Raw genomic sequence first — 17,955 nt, 5'->3', positions numbered from 1 at the left:
GAAAAACCTTATTCCGGCTGAACAACCGAAGTAAGGTTTTTGACATCCACAAATATAGAAATCCTAATCGCTATTTCAACTCAATGATCAATGACTCCTTACTAGGAGAATCCGTTGGCGCAGTCTGCGAGGAATCCAACTGTTTTTGTCCTTGAAGTAGTACACTTTTATTGTTCGGATTCCAATACATATGCGTTGGCACAATTCCGCGATACACCGGTTCGTTGTACAGTATATTTCTTCCCTGCACCTTGGCTACGTAAGTGACATTTTGATCATACACGGTGTATGCGATATTTTTCCTGTCAGGCGAAAATTCAAAATCAAGCACTTTTTCCAAAATGACAGAGAGCTCGCCGTTTCGCTGATCATATTCGTACAATGAATTATCCGTTCCGAGAAACACAAACTGGTCGTTATTCATCCAGGCTACTGAATCTCCACCAATCTGATGCTCGTATTGAAATTCAATATTCTTTCCCGAAACCTTCCCAAGGGTTAGCACCTTTTTCTGGCCTTGTTTTGCACCAAATAACTGTAGCAGTACGCTGCGGCCATCATTTGCAAGGTTAACACTCAAAAGTGTGTCTTCCTTTAGGATCCCTTTTAACTGATATTTGCTGGAAGTTTGAGACCCAACATCGTAGATGTATAGGCTATCAGCTCCATGATCAACCAGGTTTTCTACCAGGTAGCTGATATACGAACTGTTGGACGACCAGGAAACATATTGTACATAAGATTCGTTCCTGGTGCTGATCCTGTCTATTTCCTTTTCCTTGCCATCCTGCAAGGAAATAAGCTTTAAGGTTGTCTCCGAGGAAGAAGGGGAAACTTCGCAAATATATTTCCCATCGGGGGAAAGTATTGTATTGGAAGTTACCTTGTCGATTTCGGATATGACCTTGCTTTGCTCATACGGATAAGTTAAACGTTCCAGCGTGCCTCGCTTCAGTATGGTCATGGCCCCGAACGATGCGATGATGGCATCTCCAGACGACCAGCCCAGCAGCTGGCCCCGATTTGCAAAACGATCCGGAAGCCGATATATTTTTTGGACCTGAAACGGACGAGAGCTTTGATCGGTACTGGAAACTTCATTGCTGTCGGCGATGACGACAGTCTCTGTTTTTGGTTCTGAACCGCATCCTGACAGCAGTAATATCACGAGAGATACGACCAGCGGCATTACAACATATTTATATTTATTGCCCATTATTCATTCTCCGTTCCCCGCGGTTTCCAGCGCTTTAAATTCTACCGTAACGATAGTTTCATTATGCTCATTTGTAATTAAGATGGAACCCGCAAGTTCTTCAACGATAGATTTCACAATGCTGAGTCCCAATCCTACACTGCCTTCTTCGGCGCTGTCGGAATGAGCCGGATAAAACGGCTGTAATAGGCGTGACAGATGTTCTGCTTCAATTGGATCGCTTGGATTGCTGAAGATCAAGCGAATCTTTTCTTCTGCCCGCACCGCTTTTACCGATACTGCCGAAAAAGGCAAACTGTATTTAATCGCATTATCTATCAAATTGATGAACATCTGTCTGATTCTGTCCCGATCGGCCAACATGATCAATTCCTCATTAATCTCATATTCAATGGTTTTTTTATAGCGCTGAGAGCGGATCATCATTGATTCACACACATCCTGCAGGATCAGCCCAATATCCACCCGTTCAAGCTCTTGAAGCATGATATTTTTGCGTGAAACTTCCAGTAGTTTTAGCACCATCGCATGCAGGCGCCTGCTCTCCTCGATAATATGATTCATTCCTTTATCAAAAAAAGCACGGTCTTTCTCACCGTTAAGCCTGATCAGCTCCGCATATCCCAAAATGGAGGTTAACGGCGTTTTCAGTTCGTGAGTAATATTGTCAAAAAAGCGCTTTTCCTGCTGGTGAAGCTGCTTTAAATGGTCCCGATCCTTCTCAATAATATGAATTTGTCTGCTAATTTGACCAATCATATCGTTAAAATTCTCAGCCAGTCGGCCAATTTCATCCCTGCGTTTAAAATGTAGGCGGATATCCAGATTTCCGTTTTTTACCTCGGTGGAGGCCTGCGTCAGTCTGGTCAGCGGGATGGTAATATGCCTGGAAAGAATATAGGAAAACAGAAAGGCTGCCGCAAAAATCGCTAGGGCAATATAGAGGGTAATCTGTCGAATCTGTCCGGTTTGTTCGTAAAGTGAGCTGAAATCTTTGTAAAAACGCAGGATGCCCACCTTTGAACCGTCTATAACAACCGGATAGGAGAAAAGAACAGTCGTCTTATTACGATCATAAGTAATGCTGTACGCTGTATTGCCGTCAATCGCTTGCTGCAGATCGCTTTGCATTTGCTGCTGAAATATGGAGCTGTCTGGGGCATAAAGCAATTTGCCTTCCACCGTATACACGCCAATACTGCTGTCCGTGGTATGGTTCAGATTAGTGGCTATCTCCCTGGCGATTTCTCCAAAATACAGCTCATTGCTGCTGAAATGGTTAATCAGGAAAGCCTGGCGTACATACACATTGCTATTATTTTTCAGTCCGACGAGTTCGGAGGTAACCAGATTCTGATTGCTTGTCCGGATAAATTCCTTGACTGTCTGATTAAGCACGACAAAAGAAAGCGAAAAAATCAGAAAAAAACCGATCAGAAATTTGATGCTGATTTTACGTATCATGCTTAACCACCCATTTTTTAAAATTTGTATCCAGCTCCGAAGACGGTAGTAATGCATCCGGTGGTCCGTACGAAGGCAAGTCGGTAATCGGAGCATCATTTTCAATAATAAGAATCTTTGCTTTATTCATCGTAATCCTCATCTCTAATTTTAATACGGCAGGTTCATAACATCGTCCATTATATTAATCATTCAGGAGAAAACAATCAAATGTATAAAGAGAGAACCGACAGCCCCCGATAGACTAAAAAGACCAAAAAGACACGGTTCCTGTGGGGAGAACGTGTCTTTTTGGTCTATACAGCAACATGCGAGTGTGCACGTTAAATATCCGTTGGTCAGATGCGGACTTCCGTCTCGTCCGGAACGAACTGACGATATTGAAAATACATACGAAGCCGCCAGTGTAACAAGGTCCCGAAGGCTAGGATGAAAAATAGCCCTGCTGTTTGCGGAATGGTAATGTAATGCTGAATAAATTCATGCAGCAGCAATCGGACGATCAGTAGGCTGATCAGGATAAAAAAGAAGGTGCGTGAGCGTTGCACGAAAACCAGCCCTTCTTGCAACTCAAATTTAGTGCTGCGGATCAACGGGTAGGAAAAAATAAACCAGCCGACCAGAAAAGCGCCCAGCGCCCAAAGCCAGGGAACCCGTACTTCCGGTACCACAAACATCATAAAACCGGTGCTCATGCCGAGCGGAGGAATGATGATTTTTTTGGCATTAATCGGGCGATGACCTGTCTTCATGCGGATGAAAATAGCCGATATAGCGATTAAGATCATACCGAAAGTTGCGCCATATTGCAGCAATGGGGTGCTGATATGAAACATGGACTGGCCCCCTCTATAAGGAATATAAGCGTTATTGGACAGACTGCAAACCTTTTACATTATAGCACATATGCAATGGATATATTTAGTTACAGTCTTTCCTCCGGCAAGCGGATTATACGCCTCTTGGTGGTAACCGGCCCTATAATCGGGTCTCTTTCATCTTATGCGAGTTCTGTTGCTTGTACCTCTCCCGTAGCTGATTTTTTCTCCTGACGTATGATATAACCCATCGCTACAATAATAAGGATAAAAGCAATGAGTGCAAGCAAAGGAATGGTGATGAAATCCAGCCAGTTCAGATAATCCTGTTCGCAGGATACTCTACCGCAAGCCGTCGAAGTTTGCGTGGCTGCTTTGGCGGCTGCATGGATACGCTGAATGATAAAATGATAGGCCGAAATCGCACCTCCAATGATAGCTAACGGCATAACGTAAATCCGTATTTTTGTGTCACCTCGAAAATATGCGATTCCGAGTAGAAGGGTCAGGGGATACATCAGAATACGCTGAAACCAGCACAGTTTACAAGGTTCATATCCCAAGATCTCGCTGAGATACAGACTGCCCAATGTCGCCACACAAGCTACTACCCAGGCGGCAAATAAAGCAATATCCGTTTTTTTTAACGATCCGATCATAGTAACGCTCCTTTTTAAATTCAAATGAGAACAGTATGAACTCATCGTGTCTTGTCCCATCGGCAGGCATTTGCCGATATGCATGTCTTTATCCGTATTGTACTGTATTTTGAGTGCGGGGTCATACTTAAACATATTGACATCATTCACTATCATTTTTATAATTGCAGTAGTTTGGGAAGTTAATGAAGATTCAAGATATATATTAAGAAATTAGGAGTGTGCCCAGAATGTCGAGCAGCCGGAAAAATGAAACCTTATCTGTTATTAGTGAAAGACACGCGGTAAAAAGCTATGTAAAGGATTTTAAAATGCCAGAGGAAGATCTGGAAGCAATCTTGACTGCCGCGGTAGAAGCTCCTTCCGCATGGAACCTTCAACATTGGAAATTCCTCGTTATCGAAAGCGAAGCAGACAAACAAAAATTGTTGCCTATCGCCTACAACCAAGGTCAAGTAGCAGAGAGCTCTGTTACGATTGCCGTACTGGGTGATCTGGAAGCGAACCGTAATGCTGTCATTTATGATCAAGCGGTAGAAGCAGGAGCATTGCCAGCGGAAATCCGTGACGCATTGGTAGGACAAATCAATGGCGCGTACCAAAACCCGCAGGTAGCTCGCGATGCAGCGATTCTGAACTCTGCTCTTGCAGCACAAAACATTATGCTGGCTGCTAAATCTTTGGGCTACGATACTTGCGCAATGGGCGGATTTATTCCAGCACAATTGATCGAGCAATTCAATATTCCGGCACGTTACCTGCCAACCATGCTTATTAGTGTAGGTAAAGCACAAGTACCAGCACGTCCATCAGGACGTTTCCCACTGTCTGACGTTGTTGTAAAAGGCAGCTTCTAAGACGAATAGTGAATATAAAAGGGTGTTCCTGCAACCATTGTGGCGAGGAACACCCTTTTTTACGTCGTTTTGAACTGTCAAAATCCTTTTATTTCGTACCTCGTTTAGTCTGAGCGTTTGGACACGAGATACACCAGTTCCAGCGTCAGGATCGGTAGAAAAACAGAAGCTGGATAGGCTAGATAGCGCGGCTCCCACTGCGGCTTGAACTTATCCTTGAAGCGTCGGAGCCCCTGGAAGCCGTAAAAATGTCCCCCGTATTGAAAAACAAGTCGAGCCAGCTTTTCCTCGCGCAGTGCCTTTTCGCTTTGTCCTACCTGGGACAGCGGTGCCATGCCCAGATTAAATGTCGTATATCCACTCTCCTTGGCCCACTCAATGACCCGTGTGAATAAGTAATCCATCGTTCCATTGGGTGTGTCAGGCAGGTGACGCATCAGATCGATAGAGACCGTCTGCCCATGATCATAGGCAGGGGCCATCGTGGCGAAAGCAATAACCTTCCCTTCAGAGTCTTTCAGCAATGCAATTGGAGCCAACTGAAGGTAAGATTCCTTGAACCAGCCGAGTGAATATCCCTTCTCCTTGCGCCCGTCCAGCCAAATATCCGAAATATGACGCATCTCCTCAATCAATGACGCCTCTAGAGGAGGCTGGATCATTTCGAATGAATAGCCTTCGCGGTCAAAGCGGTTTTTGGCGCTTCGCAGCGCCTGATTGCTTTTGCCCGTTAGTGTAAAGGACTCCAGCGGCACGAGCGCTTCCTCGCCCAATTTAAAAAAACGATAGCCGTTCTCGTGATAGATGGACAAATATTCCGGGGATGCTTGATAAAATACAGCCGTCAAAGCATAGCGATCCGCGAACCGTTGGAATTCCTGAATGGCTTCACTCACACGTTCTTTTGGACCTAGGGGGTCACCTAATACAATCAGTTTGTCCCGACTGCGAGCATAGGGGAGAACTACCTGTTCGTCCTTGGTCCAATACAGATATTTATCGCCGAGAAAAAGCATATGAGAAACGAGATTACCACCCTGTCGTTCCAAAAATTCTTTTAGCTTAACCAGCTCCAGTGCGTCGGGTAGATTACTGATGCTACGTTGAGGACGAAGAAAGAAATACACCGTCAAGAATACCCATGCCAAAATCAAACTAAATACGGCTGTAACTCCGTAATCGCTGCGGTTCATAAAAAAGTCCAGGTGGACCTTGGCATGCAAATGACGCATAAATGGAGTATTGGAGCCTGCCCCGATTATAAAATAAGCACCAGTTACGAGTAGAGATAATCCGCCCCATATTAAAATGTTGTGCCGATTCAGCGGCGCACTGACCCGATAAAATCGTGAACGCGAAATCCACAGCATTAACGCTACGAACAGCAGGAATAAGGCTTCTTCAAAATCCAGACCTTTCGTGAAGGTGAAAATGGCTCCTGTCAGCAGCAGTATCAATGTTAGCCGCAATGCTCTGCGAATGCGAAGAGAAATTCCATGGGACAGAACGACAAGCATAATTCCGATGATGACCGAGATTTCATGCGATAAGCGCATAACGGGTAGAGTGAGCAAATGTTCAGCAAAACGGAGCCGATACAGTAGACCAGGCGTAGCGGCCGACAACAGAAGCACTACGCCGGAGATGAGTACCAGCTTCCCAAGCGCCCACACCCCCAGATCGGCTAAAAACCGAAATTGACCAGGCCAGCCCCATACCTTCTGCCAGGCATTCAGGGAGTAATCCCAGCCTGTCTCAGCGAGCTGGCTCAGGCGCTCGTTACGCGGGATCATTTCCAGCGCGGCTAATACCAGGCCGATGAGCCACGGAATGATGAAATAAAAGACGCGAAAGACCAGCAGCACAGCCAGCGCCCGGTCCGAGTTGGCTCCTGCCATTTGCAGCCCAAGCAGGGCAATAATATCGAATGCGCCGACGCCTCCGGGTGCAAGACTGATTAACCCTGCAATTGCCGCTATCACATAGATACCGAACACAGCATGGAGCGGCAGTTCATGGAGCAAGTGTGAGCCGATCCATGCAAAGGTAAGACCAGCCAGAAGCCATTCCAGCAGAGAGGCGCCAATGGAGGCAGAGATGGTGAACCAGGAGAGCTGTCCTTCTCCCTTGTTGAACCATGTGGCATACTTTTTGGAGCGCTGCATGATCAGAAATAGAGGCAGGTATAGTGCCATACCCCACAGTGCCCAATGAAGCCATGGGTGAGCATCCAGCACAAGCTGCACCGGATACAGATGGACAATAGCACCCCAAGCCAGCAAAGATAGTCCGGTAATAACGACAGGCGAAAGAAATACGACCGCCGAGGTGATAACACCCAATGGCACACCGCTCTTTTTATACAGCACAGTGCGCAGTCCAGCTCCTGTAAAGCCGGCGAAGCCGAAGACATTATTGAAGGTATTGGAGATCCAGGCGTACCGGAATGTCGTTCCAGGCTTGACTTGAAGCTTAAAATGATGCCTGATTACATAATCGTAAGCACTCATAGCTGCCACGGCTGCCAGGGAGAACAAGCCAATTTCGATGAGAAACGTGGCATCCATTCGCCGCAGCTCATGAAGCATCCGTGCCAGATTAAAGTCTTTTAGCTCTCGTCCAGCCTCCCATATAATAAAAGCCAGTACAGCCAGCGGTAGCAAAATACGCGTTAATCGCTGCCTATAGATGGTCATGATGTACTGTACGATTTTAAAGGATTGGATCGGTTTGTGATTTGACTTCATAGATTCACCTGCTTGAAAAAGGATAAGATTGAGACTGATAATGCGCGAAAAATTTCCTGCCCAAATAAAAGGCTTCGTTATATTATACCTGTAATAATAGCTTGAATAACAACAGAAGGGTTACGAAATGGGAGTTCAGATTGATTGCTGTAAATAATTCCAATATAATGATGGAATACCTAGTAAATTGCTTGGCATTGGAGCTGACTGGACATGAGTATATGGGATCGTAATCTTTTTATACGTCGATTGGAGCTATTATGGCCTCCAGATGCTGACAGGAGCCAATACCCTTTTAACTTAAAGGCTCTTCAACAGTGGAATGAACTCAAATTCCATCCTTCCGTTACCTATATTGTTGGAGAAAACGGTGTAGGTAAATCGACGCTTATGGAGGCAATCGCGGTCGCGTGGGGATTTAATCCAGAGGGTGGCACTAAAAATTTTAACTTTTCTACACAAGCCACGCATTCCGCGCTGCATGAGCATATCCGGCTGGTGAGAGGGATCGAAAAGCCGAGAGACGGCTTCTTTTTCCGGGCGGAGAGCTACTATAATGTAGCGACTCATATCGACGAGCTGGATCGAGAAGGAGGAGGGCGACCCATTCGAGATTCGTATGGGGGGAAGTCGCTACATGAGCAGTCGCATGGCGAGTCTTTTTTTGCTGCATTTGTGCATCGGTTTGGAGGACAAGGATTGTATATTTTGGATGAGCCAGAGGCAGCACTCTCGCCCTTACGCCAGATGGCCATGCTTGCACGGATTCATGAGCTTGTGCAGCAGGGATCGCAGTTTATCATTTCTACACATTCCCCCATCTTGATGTCTTATCCAGATTCGGTCCTGTATCATCTGACACATGAAGGGATCGACACACGGACGCTAGAGGAAACCGATCATTACATCATCACCAAACAATTTCTGAATAACAAGGAAAAGTTGTTGCAGGAGCTATTCGAAGATTCACCATAAGGATATAGGAAGTTTGGTAGTATCCACTTGATGAGGAGGAAACCGTATGAGTTCAGATCTGGATGTAGTTATTCAACGGATAGCGGCTTTCAAGATAGCAGCGCTGACTGCGCAAGCCCCTTTTGCAGAATTGGGTGATGAGGTACGCAGACAGTGGCAACAAGTGCAACAGAACGTTCCAGAGAACCACTCAGGTCGTTTGGACGCAGATATAGGCTATGTGTTAACTCCCCAATGGACAGTTGTTGAAGAGAATGGAAGTACGGCAGTCAAGGTGGGTGTTAAAGTGTTCTCGTGGAATGAAGTGCCGGATAGTCTTGAACGCATTGAGGTGCCTGAAGGGGAGTATGCGGTGACCCGTTTTCAGGGAGATCGGGAACGATTAAATACGATCTATGATGACCTATTTGCTTGGTTGGATCGTAATGGCTATGAGCGTAATACGACAGAGGGGGTATATTGGATCGAGTCGAATCGGCTGAAGCCGGTGAACCCTTTTGATATTCCATCCGCAGAAATTCAGAAATTTGATTATGATATTGCGATCGCTATTGTACAAAAATAAAGGATGGTGAAACGTTATAAGAGGGACAACCTCATGATTTAGTGGTTGTTCCTTTTTGCTACCTTGTCAAAGGTAACATTCAGGGTTATCGGAAGTATTTTATGATTGTTATTTGCCTCCCGCTCTATTAATATAATGAAGAGTTTTGCTGAAATAGTTGCAAAATAAGAATTTCGTATACGAAATAAAGAACCTGAGGAGGACAAAACGCAACATGTCGGATTCACAACAGTTGAAAATGGGGCCGCTCGTCATTTTGATGATTAATATGTTTATTGCCATGCTGGGAATTGGACTCATTATTCCAATCCTCCCCAAGTTCATGGGTTCCTTGGGGGGCAGTGGTGAAACGGGAGGCTATCTGGTTGCCGTGTTTGGGTTGACCCAGTTTATGTTTTCGCCGTTAGCTGGGGAATGGTCCGATAAATACGGACGTAAAAAAATGATTATTATCGGTTTGGTCATCATGACGGTGTCTTCTGTATTGTTTGCGATTGGACACTCGTTGACGATGCTGTATATTTCCCGTTTACTCGGGGGTGCAGGGGCGGCATTTATGATCCCTCCAATGATGGCTTATATTGCCGACATCACAACCGTCCATAACCGAGGCAGAGGAATGGGGCTGTTGGGGGCCGCTATGTCGCTTGGTTTTGTGATCGGTCCTGGTGTAGGCGGTTTGCTGGCAGATATCTCGCTTCGTACACCCTTATACGTTTCGGCGGCGGTATCCGGTTTAGCGGCACTGATTTCATTGATTTTACTGCCCGAAACCCTGTCGTTGGAGAAGCAGTTGAAGTTTCGAAATGTTAAGGTGAAAAGAGACAATGTGATTAAACAGTTTGCGCTGTCTTTCCGCAAGCCGTACTTTATGTTGCTGATTATGATATTCACGTTAACTTTTGGCCTGACGCATTTTGAAACGATGTTTCCCTTCTTTGTAACAGGCAAGTTTCATTACAATGAACGAGATATTGCTATCATTATTACGGTAGGTGCATTGGTCGGAACCGTGATTCAAGCTGCGGTCATTAGTCCGATGTTGAGCCGTTTTGGTGAAAAAGGTGTGATTATCGGTTCTTTCCTGTTTTCCGCGATTTCCCTTGTGCTTATGCTGCTCTCAGGGAACTTTTATTATGTACTCGGAGTATCACTTATCTTCTTTACCGCTACATCGTTGTTGCGGCCAGCTATTAATACGGCTTTATCCAAAATGGCAGGAGATGAGCAGGGAGTTGCAGCCGGGATGAACAATGCTTATATGAGTATTGGTAATATTCTGGGACCTGCGCTTGCGGGTACATTGTTTGAGGTGCATATCAATTTGCCGTACATTTTTGGGGCGGCCATTCTCATGCTTAGTTTGGGGCTGGCTGTAAAATGGAAAAGTAGAGATACGCAATCCACAGCGGTTTAATGTTATTTTCTCTGTAAACATAGTCTCTTTTGGTGTGAACTGTGACGTTCTTATGAACCACAGATTGCAGCGAAAGAGGCTATTTTTTTGCATACATAGCCACTTGTTAATGAAACGGCAGAATCTTGGGTAATAATGCATGATAAGTTTATAACCAGACAAAAAGTAGAACTTAAAAGTCGAATAACATGTAAGTAATACGCTAAAAGGAGCTGAGATCGGATGGAAGAGCGGAATGAGCAGTTATTTTTTATAGGAACTTATGCGTCTCGTGAGGAAAGAGGAATTTATATAGGCTCTTTGCATACGGACAATGGTGATTTGCGTATGGTTGGAGGTGTGGAAGGAATAGAGAGACCTTCTTTTCTGGCACTGCATCCGAATGGGACAAAGTTGTATGCTGCCAGTGAAACAGACCAAGGCGAACTGTACACATATCAGGTGAACACCCAGACGGGGGAATTGCATCCTTTGGATCGAAAAGGAACGGAGGGAGCACATACTTGCTATGTATCCGTAACAACAGATGGACGATATGTGCTGGCTTCTAACTATTCTGGGGGCAATGCCGTTGTATTCCCTGCGACAGAAGCAGGAGGACTGGGAGACATGTCGGGGCAGGTTCAGCATACGGGGTCAGGGATTCGCCAAGACCGCCAGGATGCGCCACATCCACACTCGATTATTCCTGATCCTTCAGGACAGTATGCTATGGTATGTGATCTGGGGCTGGATCAGATTATAGGTTATCGTTTGACAGAGGATGGGAAATTGGTAACCCACCGTGAGACAGATTTGCCACCTGGTTCCGGCCCACGTCATCTGGTTTTTCATCCCTCGGGTCGATATGCCTTTGTCGCCAATGAATTGAATAATACCGTCGCTGTGTTTGGTTATAACGAACGTAATGGTAAGCTTACCTTGCTGCAAAGTCTGTCCACACTGCCAGAAGGCATTATCGATGTAGAAAATACAGCAGCGGATATTCGGATTACTCCCTGTGGACGTTTTCTGTATGTATCCAATCGAGGACATGACAGCATCGTACTCTACCATGTCGATGTAGACAGTGGCAAGCTGAAGACGATTGAATGGGTCGAGAGTTTCGGCAGTACGCCGCGTAACTTCAACATCTTGTCTGGTTATTTGCTAGTGGCGAATCAGGAGGGAAACAACATTGTATCCTTTGCTATCCATGAGGATGATGGACGGCTGACCCGAACGGGATATGTATTGGAGGTTCCTTCACCGGTATGTATTGAACCTGTACGTTAATTACACAGCGCATGGCAAAAAAGGGTCGAAGGACCAGTAAAAGAGGATAAAGTAAAACACGGCGCTTTGTCTCCCAAGAAAGGCATGGGCAAAACGCCGTGTTCAGGTTTTGAAGGAGTCTAATGGTTACTTGCTGCTCTCGCCAGCTTCTACCGTTGCTGTTTTGGTATGGTTTTCCGCAGGTTTGTAGTACAAACGGAACAGGATATCCTGGTTATAGTTACCGAATCCAGTACCGAACAGGGTTACCCCTCCAATATGCTGGGCATCATCCAAAATAGCGATACGGAATTTCCATTGCTTCTGGTCAATCAGCACGTCGCTTAGAGTCACATCGGATATCTGCTTGCCATCCATAAAGGTGCCTTCAGACGTAACGCGAAGTCTCTTAAGTAGGCCATACTGATTGATAAAGTCAGGCCACCATGAAGGTGTATATTTACCACGATTATCCCCAAAATCCCCTGGGCTGGTCCAAGTGCCCAAATTCACATCATTTAGGAAAAACGTGATGTCTGAAGGCCAATTATCATTGGTAAATGGGGCTTCTGATGATAATTCCATTGAAATTTCCAGTTCCTCAGCTTTTTGACTGGACAATAGGAAATTCGGCACTTTATAATCCATATACCCTTGGCTAAACCACAGAATTTTGGAATTGAAGCGCTCAGGGTCCAAGAATGAACGAGGCTCATCAAATTCTCCGATAATCTTTTCGACGGTGGCTAGACCGCAGGTGGACTGAATCTCAAAATCTGTAAAGTGTCCGACAGAAATCTCCGTCTGATGAAATTGCCGTACATCCTGCTGATAGCGTGGCATGGCGATTTCAATTTTGTCTGTAGCCAATGAGCATACTTTCTGAACCCCGCCTCGTCCGGGCAGCATTTTAGTCGAAATAATGGATGCCCTTTCCAGTTTCTTAACATGCATTGTCATAATCGCACTACTGAGTCCCAGCGCTTCCGCTAGCTCACGTATATTCATCGGTTTCTCCGCAAGCAGAACAATCATATTCAGCCGAACCTCACTGGCCAGCGCTTCATAAACGGGAAGTGATTTTTCAGAAATGTCCAGTTGCATAATTCCTCCAATTCTAACGCACATCATAAATTGATGGTAGTTTAACATATATGGATTTTTTTCAATATTCATACATATAAAACGATATGATTTACATTTATATAAACAATATACCCTTTCCTTGATCGCTGGCACAAGCCTAACCCGGCAAAAAGCCAAAAATTGTTCAAAAAACAGGACACCCCATGAACTCTTTCTTTGTGTGTTGGGATGTCCTGTGATGGTATGTGATTTGCGGGATGTATACGGGATCTATTTCAGGCGCAACTGGTGTTTAGGACCGCATATGTTCATCAGCCACAGAAGAATCAGCGGTTGTATCTTTGTCAGTTGTGTGTAATTCCTGGTGCTGCGAACCATCGGACTTCATCAAGCCGGGATGACCCACATAAGGACGATCACTTCGCGAGCGGCCTCGGGTAAGTCGGAAGCCAATCAAGAACAGCACAAGCTGTACAGTCAGTATGTAGGGAGATGCTTCTGGCCCGAGCCACTGAAACAGGGCGACAACGGCGATGACCATGCACAACAGGCTTGTTGGGAAATGGGATGCCGTCACGTCCAGATCATTTTGTCTACGCAGGGTCATCAGCCGATAGACATACAGCAAGGCGATTAAGCCAGAAACGAACCTTATCCATGCATACCCTATAAGCCATGAGGCAGATTGTGTGGTGTCGGGTAGACTAACATCGACATGACTGTAGGTTATCAGTTCTATAACCAATCTTGAGATTAACCAGACCATTCCCGCCAGCGCCAGCGGACCGGCCGTTGGGCGCAATAGTTTCCATAATGCTGTTCCCCAGCCTGGAGCATGGGATTCCAGTAGAACAAGTCGTCGTTCCTCGATCAGTTTGTTCATTTCACGCTCCAGTGATTTGAGAAGCAATTCCCGGCGGAATGGATCACATTCCCGAAGGGATGCTTGAACCTGCTCTTGAAGGTGAGGGGTCAAATAGGGGGCGGCCTTAGCCTCCTGAAGAGCATGGATTAGTCCATTCTGGTGCTGCTGCTTTTCACTGTTGTTGATCGCGTTCTGGGTAGCCGTTTGGAGATAACCAGCTAACCGGCCATAGATACGCAGTGATTCCTGTAATTCCTCGAGCCGCTGCTGACGCGAATTGCGAAGCTGGGCTGCACTGTGAACATACAGCCATACCAGTAAGGACAACGCCAGCAGGAAGGCGATCAGACCGGGTGAGATATATGCGGCTAATGCCGCGAAGTCCGTCGGGGACACCCGCAATCCCTCCTTCCATTGTTCTTTCTACACTATTGCACAGACCACACAGGCATTTCAAGGGCTTGTATATCTCTAAACCAAGAACTATGAAGTATTTTTTGGTAAAATAGACAAGATTACAGCAGGAAGGGAGATTCGGCATGAATAAAAAAATTGAATTTGCAACAGAACATCATGAGACATCGAATCAACCGTACGAGCTGCTTCGCGTAGATTACGCCATTCCAGCCGTCGAGGAATATCGGGCTTTACGCAAGGAGGCTGGTTTATCGCAAATTACGGAAGAAGCGGCAGCTAAGGGCCTGCCGAACAGCCTATTTGCTGTAACGCTACGTCTTGGACAGGAATTGATCGGGATGGGCCGGGTGAGCGGTGATGGCGGTGTGTTTTTTCTGGTTACGGATATTGCAGTCAAGCCTTCCCATCAGGGGAAGGGCTATGGGCGTAAGCTTATGGAAGAGATTATGGAGTATTTGAAACGGGAGGTTCCGGCGGGCAGCTTTGCAACGCTGATTGCGGATAAGCCAGCCGACCGGTTATATGCGCAGTTCGGCTTCCAACTGGTCAGTCCGGGGTCAGAAGGGATGTACTGGCGCCAGCCGGGGGGACTGTAAGCTGAAATCCTGTACGAGTTTGAGCTGGTTATAAAACGGATAATTAACAGTAAGAAAATTATAGATAGGAAGAAGGCAACTTAATATGAAAGTAATTATTTTTGGAGCAACAGGAACAATTGGCAAAGCGTTAGTAAAGGAAGCGATCAAGCGTAAGTATGAGGTGACGGCGGCAGTGCGCGATCCGCAACGAGTGACGGAGCAAAGTGAATATTTGACGGTGGTTCAGGCGGATATTCTAAACCCGAATTCCGTTACAGAGGTAGCCAAAGGGCACGATGCTATCATTAGCGCCTATGGTCCCAAGTTTGGAGCTGAGGAGGAACTGCTCGAAGCAACTCGTTCTTTACTGGAAGGAACACGGCGTTCCGGCGCGGAGCGCATACTTGTCGTTGGCGGAGCGGGCAGTCTGAAAACAGAATCCGGTGAGCGTCTCATGGATACCGCTGAGTTTCCGGAGGAAGTAAAGCCGCTGGCGGCTGCGCACGCTGATGCCCTGGAGCTGTACCGTGCTGCGGATGTAGACTGGACCTATTGCAGTCCTGCCGGAATTATTGAACCAGGTAAACGTACAGGACAGTTCCGTATTGGCTTGGATCATTTGGTGGTTGATGAATTAGGTCATAGTCGCATCTCTGTCGAGGATTATGCGGTAGCCCTGATTGATGAGTTAGTAGAAGGGGAATTTGTCAATTCCCGCTTTACCGTCGGATATTAATCAACAGGGATGGCTATATGGGAGGCGAAAAAGCATGTATATGGTGACCGCCGAACAAATGCGGCAACTGGATCGGTACACGATTGACAAGCTGGGAATCCCGGCCCTGATCTTGATGGAAAATGCCGGACGAGCAATAGCTGACGAGGTACTGAAGCTTTGTGCTGAGAGACGTGAAACAAGCGATGGCATAAATGTGGTCACACACACAGGACCAGGGGATGTACCAAGACATGGCGGTGTTATACGGACGGATTCATCGAGCGGTGGGCAATATGACGTACGTGAACGAGCACACTGGTATATCCTCGTAGGTAAAGGCAACAACGGCGGTGACGGTCTGGTGGCAGCCCGCCATCTGACCGATGCAGGTCTGCGCGTCACCGTTGTGTATGCCGAGCCGCCTGCAAAGCTACGCGGTGAAGCGGCTGCCCAGCGCGATATCATCGCGGCGCTGGATATCCCGGTTATCCTCTATGGTCGGGATAACCTCGACCTGCGCGGTGCCTCTGGCATCGTCGATGCCCTGCTGGGCACAGGCACGCAAGGTCCACCGCGCGAGCCTTACGCCTCGCTGATTCGCGAGGCTAATGCCAGCGGCGCGCCGATCGTGTCGGTAGACGTGCCTAGCGGACTCGACGCCGACACAGGTGCGCTGCACGAGCCGTGCATTCATGCGCGTGTCACCGTATGCCTTGCCTACTTGAAGTGTGGGCTCGCCCAATATCCGGGCGCCGGAAACGCTGGTGATGTGGTGGTACGCTACATCGGTATCCCGCCCGGCCTTGCCCGTGAGCGTGGCGTGCAGCTGCGGCTCCTGACCAGCGATACGCTGCGCGACGCGCTGGACGTGGACGTCAGCCGCAGCCGTGTGCCGGACGGGCACAAGGGCACCTACGGTCACGTTCTGGTCGCAGGCGGGAGCCTGCGCATGAGCGGTGCGGGCCTGCTGGCCGCACGTGCCGCCTTGCGTATCGGCAGCGGGCTTGTGACGTGGGCGGTGCCCGAGGCGCTGCTTCCGCGCGTCATTGGCGCCGCACCGGAGCTGATGCTCGCTGCCGCAGCAACAGGCAGCGACGGCGAATGGAACGCCGACTCCGCAGACGAGCTACTAGAGCTCGCGCAGACGCGCGATGTGCTGGCCGTCGGGCCTGGCCTCGGCCGCTTCGCAGGGGACACTGGCTGGCTGCGCCGCCTGTGGGAGGAATACAGCGGTCCGCTCGTGCTTGACGCGGACGCCTTGAACATCCTCGCCTCGGCGGGGCCTGAGCTGGATGCTTGGAAGTCGAGAGATGCGGCAATCGTGTTAACGCCGCATCCCGGTGAAATGGCACGTCTGCTGGGCATATCGACAGGAGAGGTGCAGCGTGACCGTATCACCCATGCCCGGGAGTACGCCCGGACACGCGGAGTCACGCTGGTGCTCAAAGGAGCACGCACAGTCATCGCGTGTCCTGACGGAACGACCTATGTCAATACCACAGGCCACGCTGGGATGGCGACAGGCGGTGCGGGCGATGTGCTGACGGGCATCATCGCAGGATTGCTGGCCCAAGGCTTGAACGCTTCGCAGGCAGCAGCCTTTGGCGTGTATCTGCATGGTGCGGCTGGAGAATTGGCCGCGCGCCATCGCCAGCATCCCGCCTCAGTGGTAGCTGGCGACATCATTGAAGCCCTATAATCCATAGCAGCAGTGGCAGGAGGAAGGCCAGCATGATCTGTACTCCGTATTCACGGTTCAGCCAGTGCCTTCCGCCATAATAGAGCAGTGTAATCCCTGCACCTGCCATGCCGTTGCTCCACGAGATGCCCGTTCCAGCAGGCGACATCAAAGATCCTAGCAGAAGAAAGACACTGAACCCTACGGCAAGATATAGCGTGAACTGCTCAGGCTTGCGAAGCCAGGGTAAAAGATCACGTAGTGCATCAGCGGCAAGAGCCGCCGGAAGGGCAAAGCCATAGGCCCATAACTGCGCGGTCAGTTCACCGCTATTGCCTGCTATACTCACAGGCAATCCCGTTATTTCCTCTGTCAGATAGCAGTAGACCCATAACAGACCAAAAACCAATCCTCCACAGGCAAGCTTATTCAGAGCATAACAACCAAGCTCCATCCGCCAAGGCATTTTAGAATTAAATTCATTCCAAGGCTGTCTCATCTTGCGACTCCCTCCTCATTTCAATCGGTAAATCAAAACCATTCAAGGAATTTATTCTCAATTACAATCCGCTTACCGTTTACGACATTTGAGTTTACGTTAGCTGTGTATCATGTTCCTAAGCAAAATAAAGATTGCGGAT

General features: G+C 47.7%; 17 protein-coding genes. 8 read left to right on the top strand and 9 right to left on the bottom strand.

Going from position 1 to position 17,955, the window contains the following annotated elements:
* Positions 1–70 precede the first annotated feature (70 nt).
* From ACXHJ1_RS04225 to ACXHJ1_RS04205, 5 genes are all read right to left on the bottom strand, one after another.
* Entirely contained in the window at positions 71–1,216 is a 1,146-nt protein-coding gene (locus ACXHJ1_RS04225; protein WP_457905663.1) for a hypothetical protein, read from the bottom strand.
* 3 nt (positions 1,217–1,219) lie between these two features.
* The gene (locus tag ACXHJ1_RS04220; RefSeq protein ID WP_113050482.1) at positions 1,220–2,680 is read right to left on the bottom strand and encodes a sensor histidine kinase; all 1,461 of its coding nucleotides are present in this window, start codon (positions 2,678–2,680) and stop codon (positions 1,220–1,222) included.
* The gene (locus ACXHJ1_RS04215; RefSeq protein WP_457905662.1) at positions 2,670–2,810 is read right to left on the bottom strand and encodes a hypothetical protein; all 141 of its coding nucleotides are present in this window, start codon (positions 2,808–2,810) and stop codon (positions 2,670–2,672) included. Before ACXHJ1_RS04215 ends, ACXHJ1_RS04220 begins: the two co-directional genes overlap by 11 nt.
* A 208-nt stretch (positions 2,811–3,018) precedes the next feature.
* Entirely contained in the window at positions 3,019–3,516 is a 498-nt protein-coding gene (locus ACXHJ1_RS04210) for a CcdC family protein (RefSeq protein WP_016819434.1), read from the bottom strand.
* A gap of 164 nt (positions 3,517–3,680) precedes the next feature.
* The gene (locus tag ACXHJ1_RS04205) at positions 3,681–4,157 is read right to left on the bottom strand and encodes a disulfide oxidoreductase (protein WP_457905661.1); all 477 of its coding nucleotides are present in this window, start codon (positions 4,155–4,157) and stop codon (positions 3,681–3,683) included.
* A gap of 230 nt (positions 4,158–4,387) precedes the next feature.
* On the opposite strand from ACXHJ1_RS04205, the gene ACXHJ1_RS04200 reads away from it, so the two are divergent.
* Positions 4,388–5,014 carry a nitroreductase family protein gene (locus ACXHJ1_RS04200; RefSeq protein ID WP_013369121.1) on the top strand — a complete coding sequence of 209 codons (627 nt, stop codon included), beginning with the start codon at positions 4,388–4,390 and terminating at the stop codon, positions 5,012–5,014.
* Positions 5,015–5,118: 104 nt separating this feature from the next.
* On the opposite strand, the gene mprF is transcribed toward ACXHJ1_RS04200, so the two are convergent.
* The gene (gene mprF / locus ACXHJ1_RS04195; RefSeq protein ID WP_457905660.1) at positions 5,119–7,761 is read right to left on the bottom strand and encodes a bifunctional lysylphosphatidylglycerol flippase/synthetase MprF; all 2,643 of its coding nucleotides are present in this window, start codon (positions 7,759–7,761) and stop codon (positions 5,119–5,121) included.
* A gap of 213 nt (positions 7,762–7,974) precedes the next feature.
* On the opposite strand from mprF, the gene ACXHJ1_RS04190 reads away from it, so the two are divergent.
* The 4 genes from ACXHJ1_RS04190 (at position 7,975) to ACXHJ1_RS04175 (ending at position 11,993) form a co-directional block, all read left to right on the top strand.
* Positions 7,975–8,736 (top strand): AAA family ATPase, encoded by a 762-nt coding sequence (locus ACXHJ1_RS04190; protein WP_017428075.1) that lies wholly within the window; start codon positions 7,975–7,977, stop codon positions 8,734–8,736.
* 46 nt (positions 8,737–8,782) lie between these two features.
* Positions 8,783–9,301 carry a GyrI-like domain-containing protein gene (locus ACXHJ1_RS04185; protein ID WP_457905659.1) on the top strand — a complete coding sequence of 173 codons (519 nt, stop codon included), beginning with the start codon at positions 8,783–8,785 and terminating at the stop codon, positions 9,299–9,301.
* Positions 9,302–9,515: 214 nt separating this feature from the next.
* Positions 9,516–10,718 carry an MFS transporter gene (locus ACXHJ1_RS04180; protein ID WP_290410322.1) on the top strand — a complete coding sequence of 401 codons (1,203 nt, stop codon included), beginning with the start codon at positions 9,516–9,518 and terminating at the stop codon, positions 10,716–10,718.
* Positions 10,719–10,940: 222 nt separating this feature from the next.
* On the top strand, positions 10,941–11,993 hold the full coding sequence (locus ACXHJ1_RS04175; protein WP_153794430.1) for a lactonase family protein: 1,053 nt from the start codon (positions 10,941–10,943) through the stop codon (positions 11,991–11,993).
* A gap of 126 nt (positions 11,994–12,119) precedes the next feature.
* On the opposite strand, the gene ACXHJ1_RS04170 is transcribed toward ACXHJ1_RS04175, so the two are convergent.
* Both ACXHJ1_RS04170 and ACXHJ1_RS04165 read right to left on the bottom strand, forming a co-directional pair.
* On the bottom strand, positions 12,120–13,076 hold the full coding sequence (locus tag ACXHJ1_RS04170; protein WP_016819441.1) for an ArsR/SmtB family transcription factor: 957 nt from the start codon (positions 13,074–13,076) through the stop codon (positions 12,120–12,122).
* A 274-nt stretch (positions 13,077–13,350) separates the two neighbouring features.
* Positions 13,351–14,319 (bottom strand): hypothetical protein, encoded by a 969-nt coding sequence (locus ACXHJ1_RS04165; protein WP_102998294.1) that lies wholly within the window; start codon positions 14,317–14,319, stop codon positions 13,351–13,353.
* A gap of 143 nt (positions 14,320–14,462) precedes the next feature.
* Here ACXHJ1_RS04165 and ACXHJ1_RS04160 point away from each other — a divergent pair, with 143 nt between their 5' ends.
* From ACXHJ1_RS04160 to ACXHJ1_RS04150, 3 genes are all read left to right on the top strand, one after another.
* Positions 14,463–14,936 (top strand): GNAT family N-acetyltransferase, encoded by a 474-nt coding sequence (locus ACXHJ1_RS04160; RefSeq protein WP_153794431.1) that lies wholly within the window; start codon positions 14,463–14,465, stop codon positions 14,934–14,936.
* Between the two features lie 85 nt (positions 14,937–15,021).
* Positions 15,022–15,654, top strand: coding sequence for an NAD(P)-dependent oxidoreductase (locus ACXHJ1_RS04155; RefSeq protein ID WP_016819444.1), 633 nt, complete (start codon positions 15,022–15,024; stop codon positions 15,652–15,654).
* A 34-nt stretch (positions 15,655–15,688) separates the two neighbouring features.
* The gene (locus tag ACXHJ1_RS04150) at positions 15,689–17,335 is read left to right on the top strand and encodes an NAD(P)H-hydrate dehydratase (RefSeq protein WP_153794432.1); all 1,647 of its coding nucleotides are present in this window, start codon (positions 15,689–15,691) and stop codon (positions 17,333–17,335) included.
* Here ACXHJ1_RS04150 and ACXHJ1_RS04145 read toward each other — a convergent pair.
* Positions 17,319–17,813 (bottom strand): hypothetical protein, encoded by a 495-nt coding sequence (locus ACXHJ1_RS04145; protein WP_019685967.1) that lies wholly within the window; start codon positions 17,811–17,813, stop codon positions 17,319–17,321. The two genes, ACXHJ1_RS04150 and ACXHJ1_RS04145, sit on opposite strands and share 17 nt — an antisense overlap.
* Between the last annotated feature and the right edge of the window lie 142 nt (positions 17,814–17,955).

Source organism: Paenibacillus sp. ALE2, from assembly GCF_054113385.1.
This window is presented reverse-complemented; position numbering and strand designations above follow the sequence as displayed.

What these genes read in the sequence shown, in the direction of transcription:
- ACXHJ1_RS04225 (WP_457905663.1), bottom strand. Translation starts at nt 1,216, where the DNA reads ATGGGCAATAAATATAAATATGTTGTAATGCCGCTGGTCGTATCTCTC.
- ACXHJ1_RS04220 (WP_113050482.1), bottom strand. Translation starts at nt 2,680, where the DNA reads ATGATACGTAAAATCAGCATCAAATTTCTGATCGGTTTTTTTCTGATT.
- ACXHJ1_RS04215 (WP_457905662.1), bottom strand. Translation starts at nt 2,810, where the DNA reads ATGAATAAAGCAAAGATTCTTATTATTGAAAATGATGCTCCGATTACC.
- ACXHJ1_RS04210 (WP_016819434.1), bottom strand. Translation starts at nt 3,516, where the DNA reads ATGTTTCATATCAGCACCCCATTGCTGCAATATGGCGCAACTTTCGGT.
- ACXHJ1_RS04205 (WP_457905661.1), bottom strand. Translation starts at nt 4,157, where the DNA reads ATGATCGGATCGTTAAAAAAAACGGATATTGCTTTATTTGCCGCCTGG.
- ACXHJ1_RS04200 (WP_013369121.1), top strand. Translation starts at nt 4,388, where the DNA reads ATGTCGAGCAGCCGGAAAAATGAAACCTTATCTGTTATTAGTGAAAGA.
- mprF (WP_457905660.1), bottom strand. Translation starts at nt 7,761, where the DNA reads ATGAAGTCAAATCACAAACCGATCCAATCCTTTAAAATCGTACAGTAC.
- ACXHJ1_RS04190 (WP_017428075.1), top strand. Translation starts at nt 7,975, where the DNA reads ATGAGTATATGGGATCGTAATCTTTTTATACGTCGATTGGAGCTATTA.
- ACXHJ1_RS04185 (WP_457905659.1), top strand. Translation starts at nt 8,783, where the DNA reads ATGAGTTCAGATCTGGATGTAGTTATTCAACGGATAGCGGCTTTCAAG.
- ACXHJ1_RS04180 (WP_290410322.1), top strand. Translation starts at nt 9,516, where the DNA reads ATGTCGGATTCACAACAGTTGAAAATGGGGCCGCTCGTCATTTTGATG.
- ACXHJ1_RS04175 (WP_153794430.1), top strand. Translation starts at nt 10,941, where the DNA reads ATGGAAGAGCGGAATGAGCAGTTATTTTTTATAGGAACTTATGCGTCT.
- ACXHJ1_RS04170 (WP_016819441.1), bottom strand. Translation starts at nt 13,076, where the DNA reads ATGCAACTGGACATTTCTGAAAAATCACTTCCCGTTTATGAAGCGCTG.
- ACXHJ1_RS04160 (WP_153794431.1), top strand. Translation starts at nt 14,463, where the DNA reads ATGAATAAAAAAATTGAATTTGCAACAGAACATCATGAGACATCGAAT.
- ACXHJ1_RS04155 (WP_016819444.1), top strand. Translation starts at nt 15,022, where the DNA reads ATGAAAGTAATTATTTTTGGAGCAACAGGAACAATTGGCAAAGCGTTA.
- ACXHJ1_RS04150 (WP_153794432.1), top strand. Translation starts at nt 15,689, where the DNA reads ATGTATATGGTGACCGCCGAACAAATGCGGCAACTGGATCGGTACACG.
- ACXHJ1_RS04145 (WP_019685967.1), bottom strand. Translation starts at nt 17,813, where the DNA reads ATGAGACAGCCTTGGAATGAATTTAATTCTAAAATGCCTTGGCGGATG.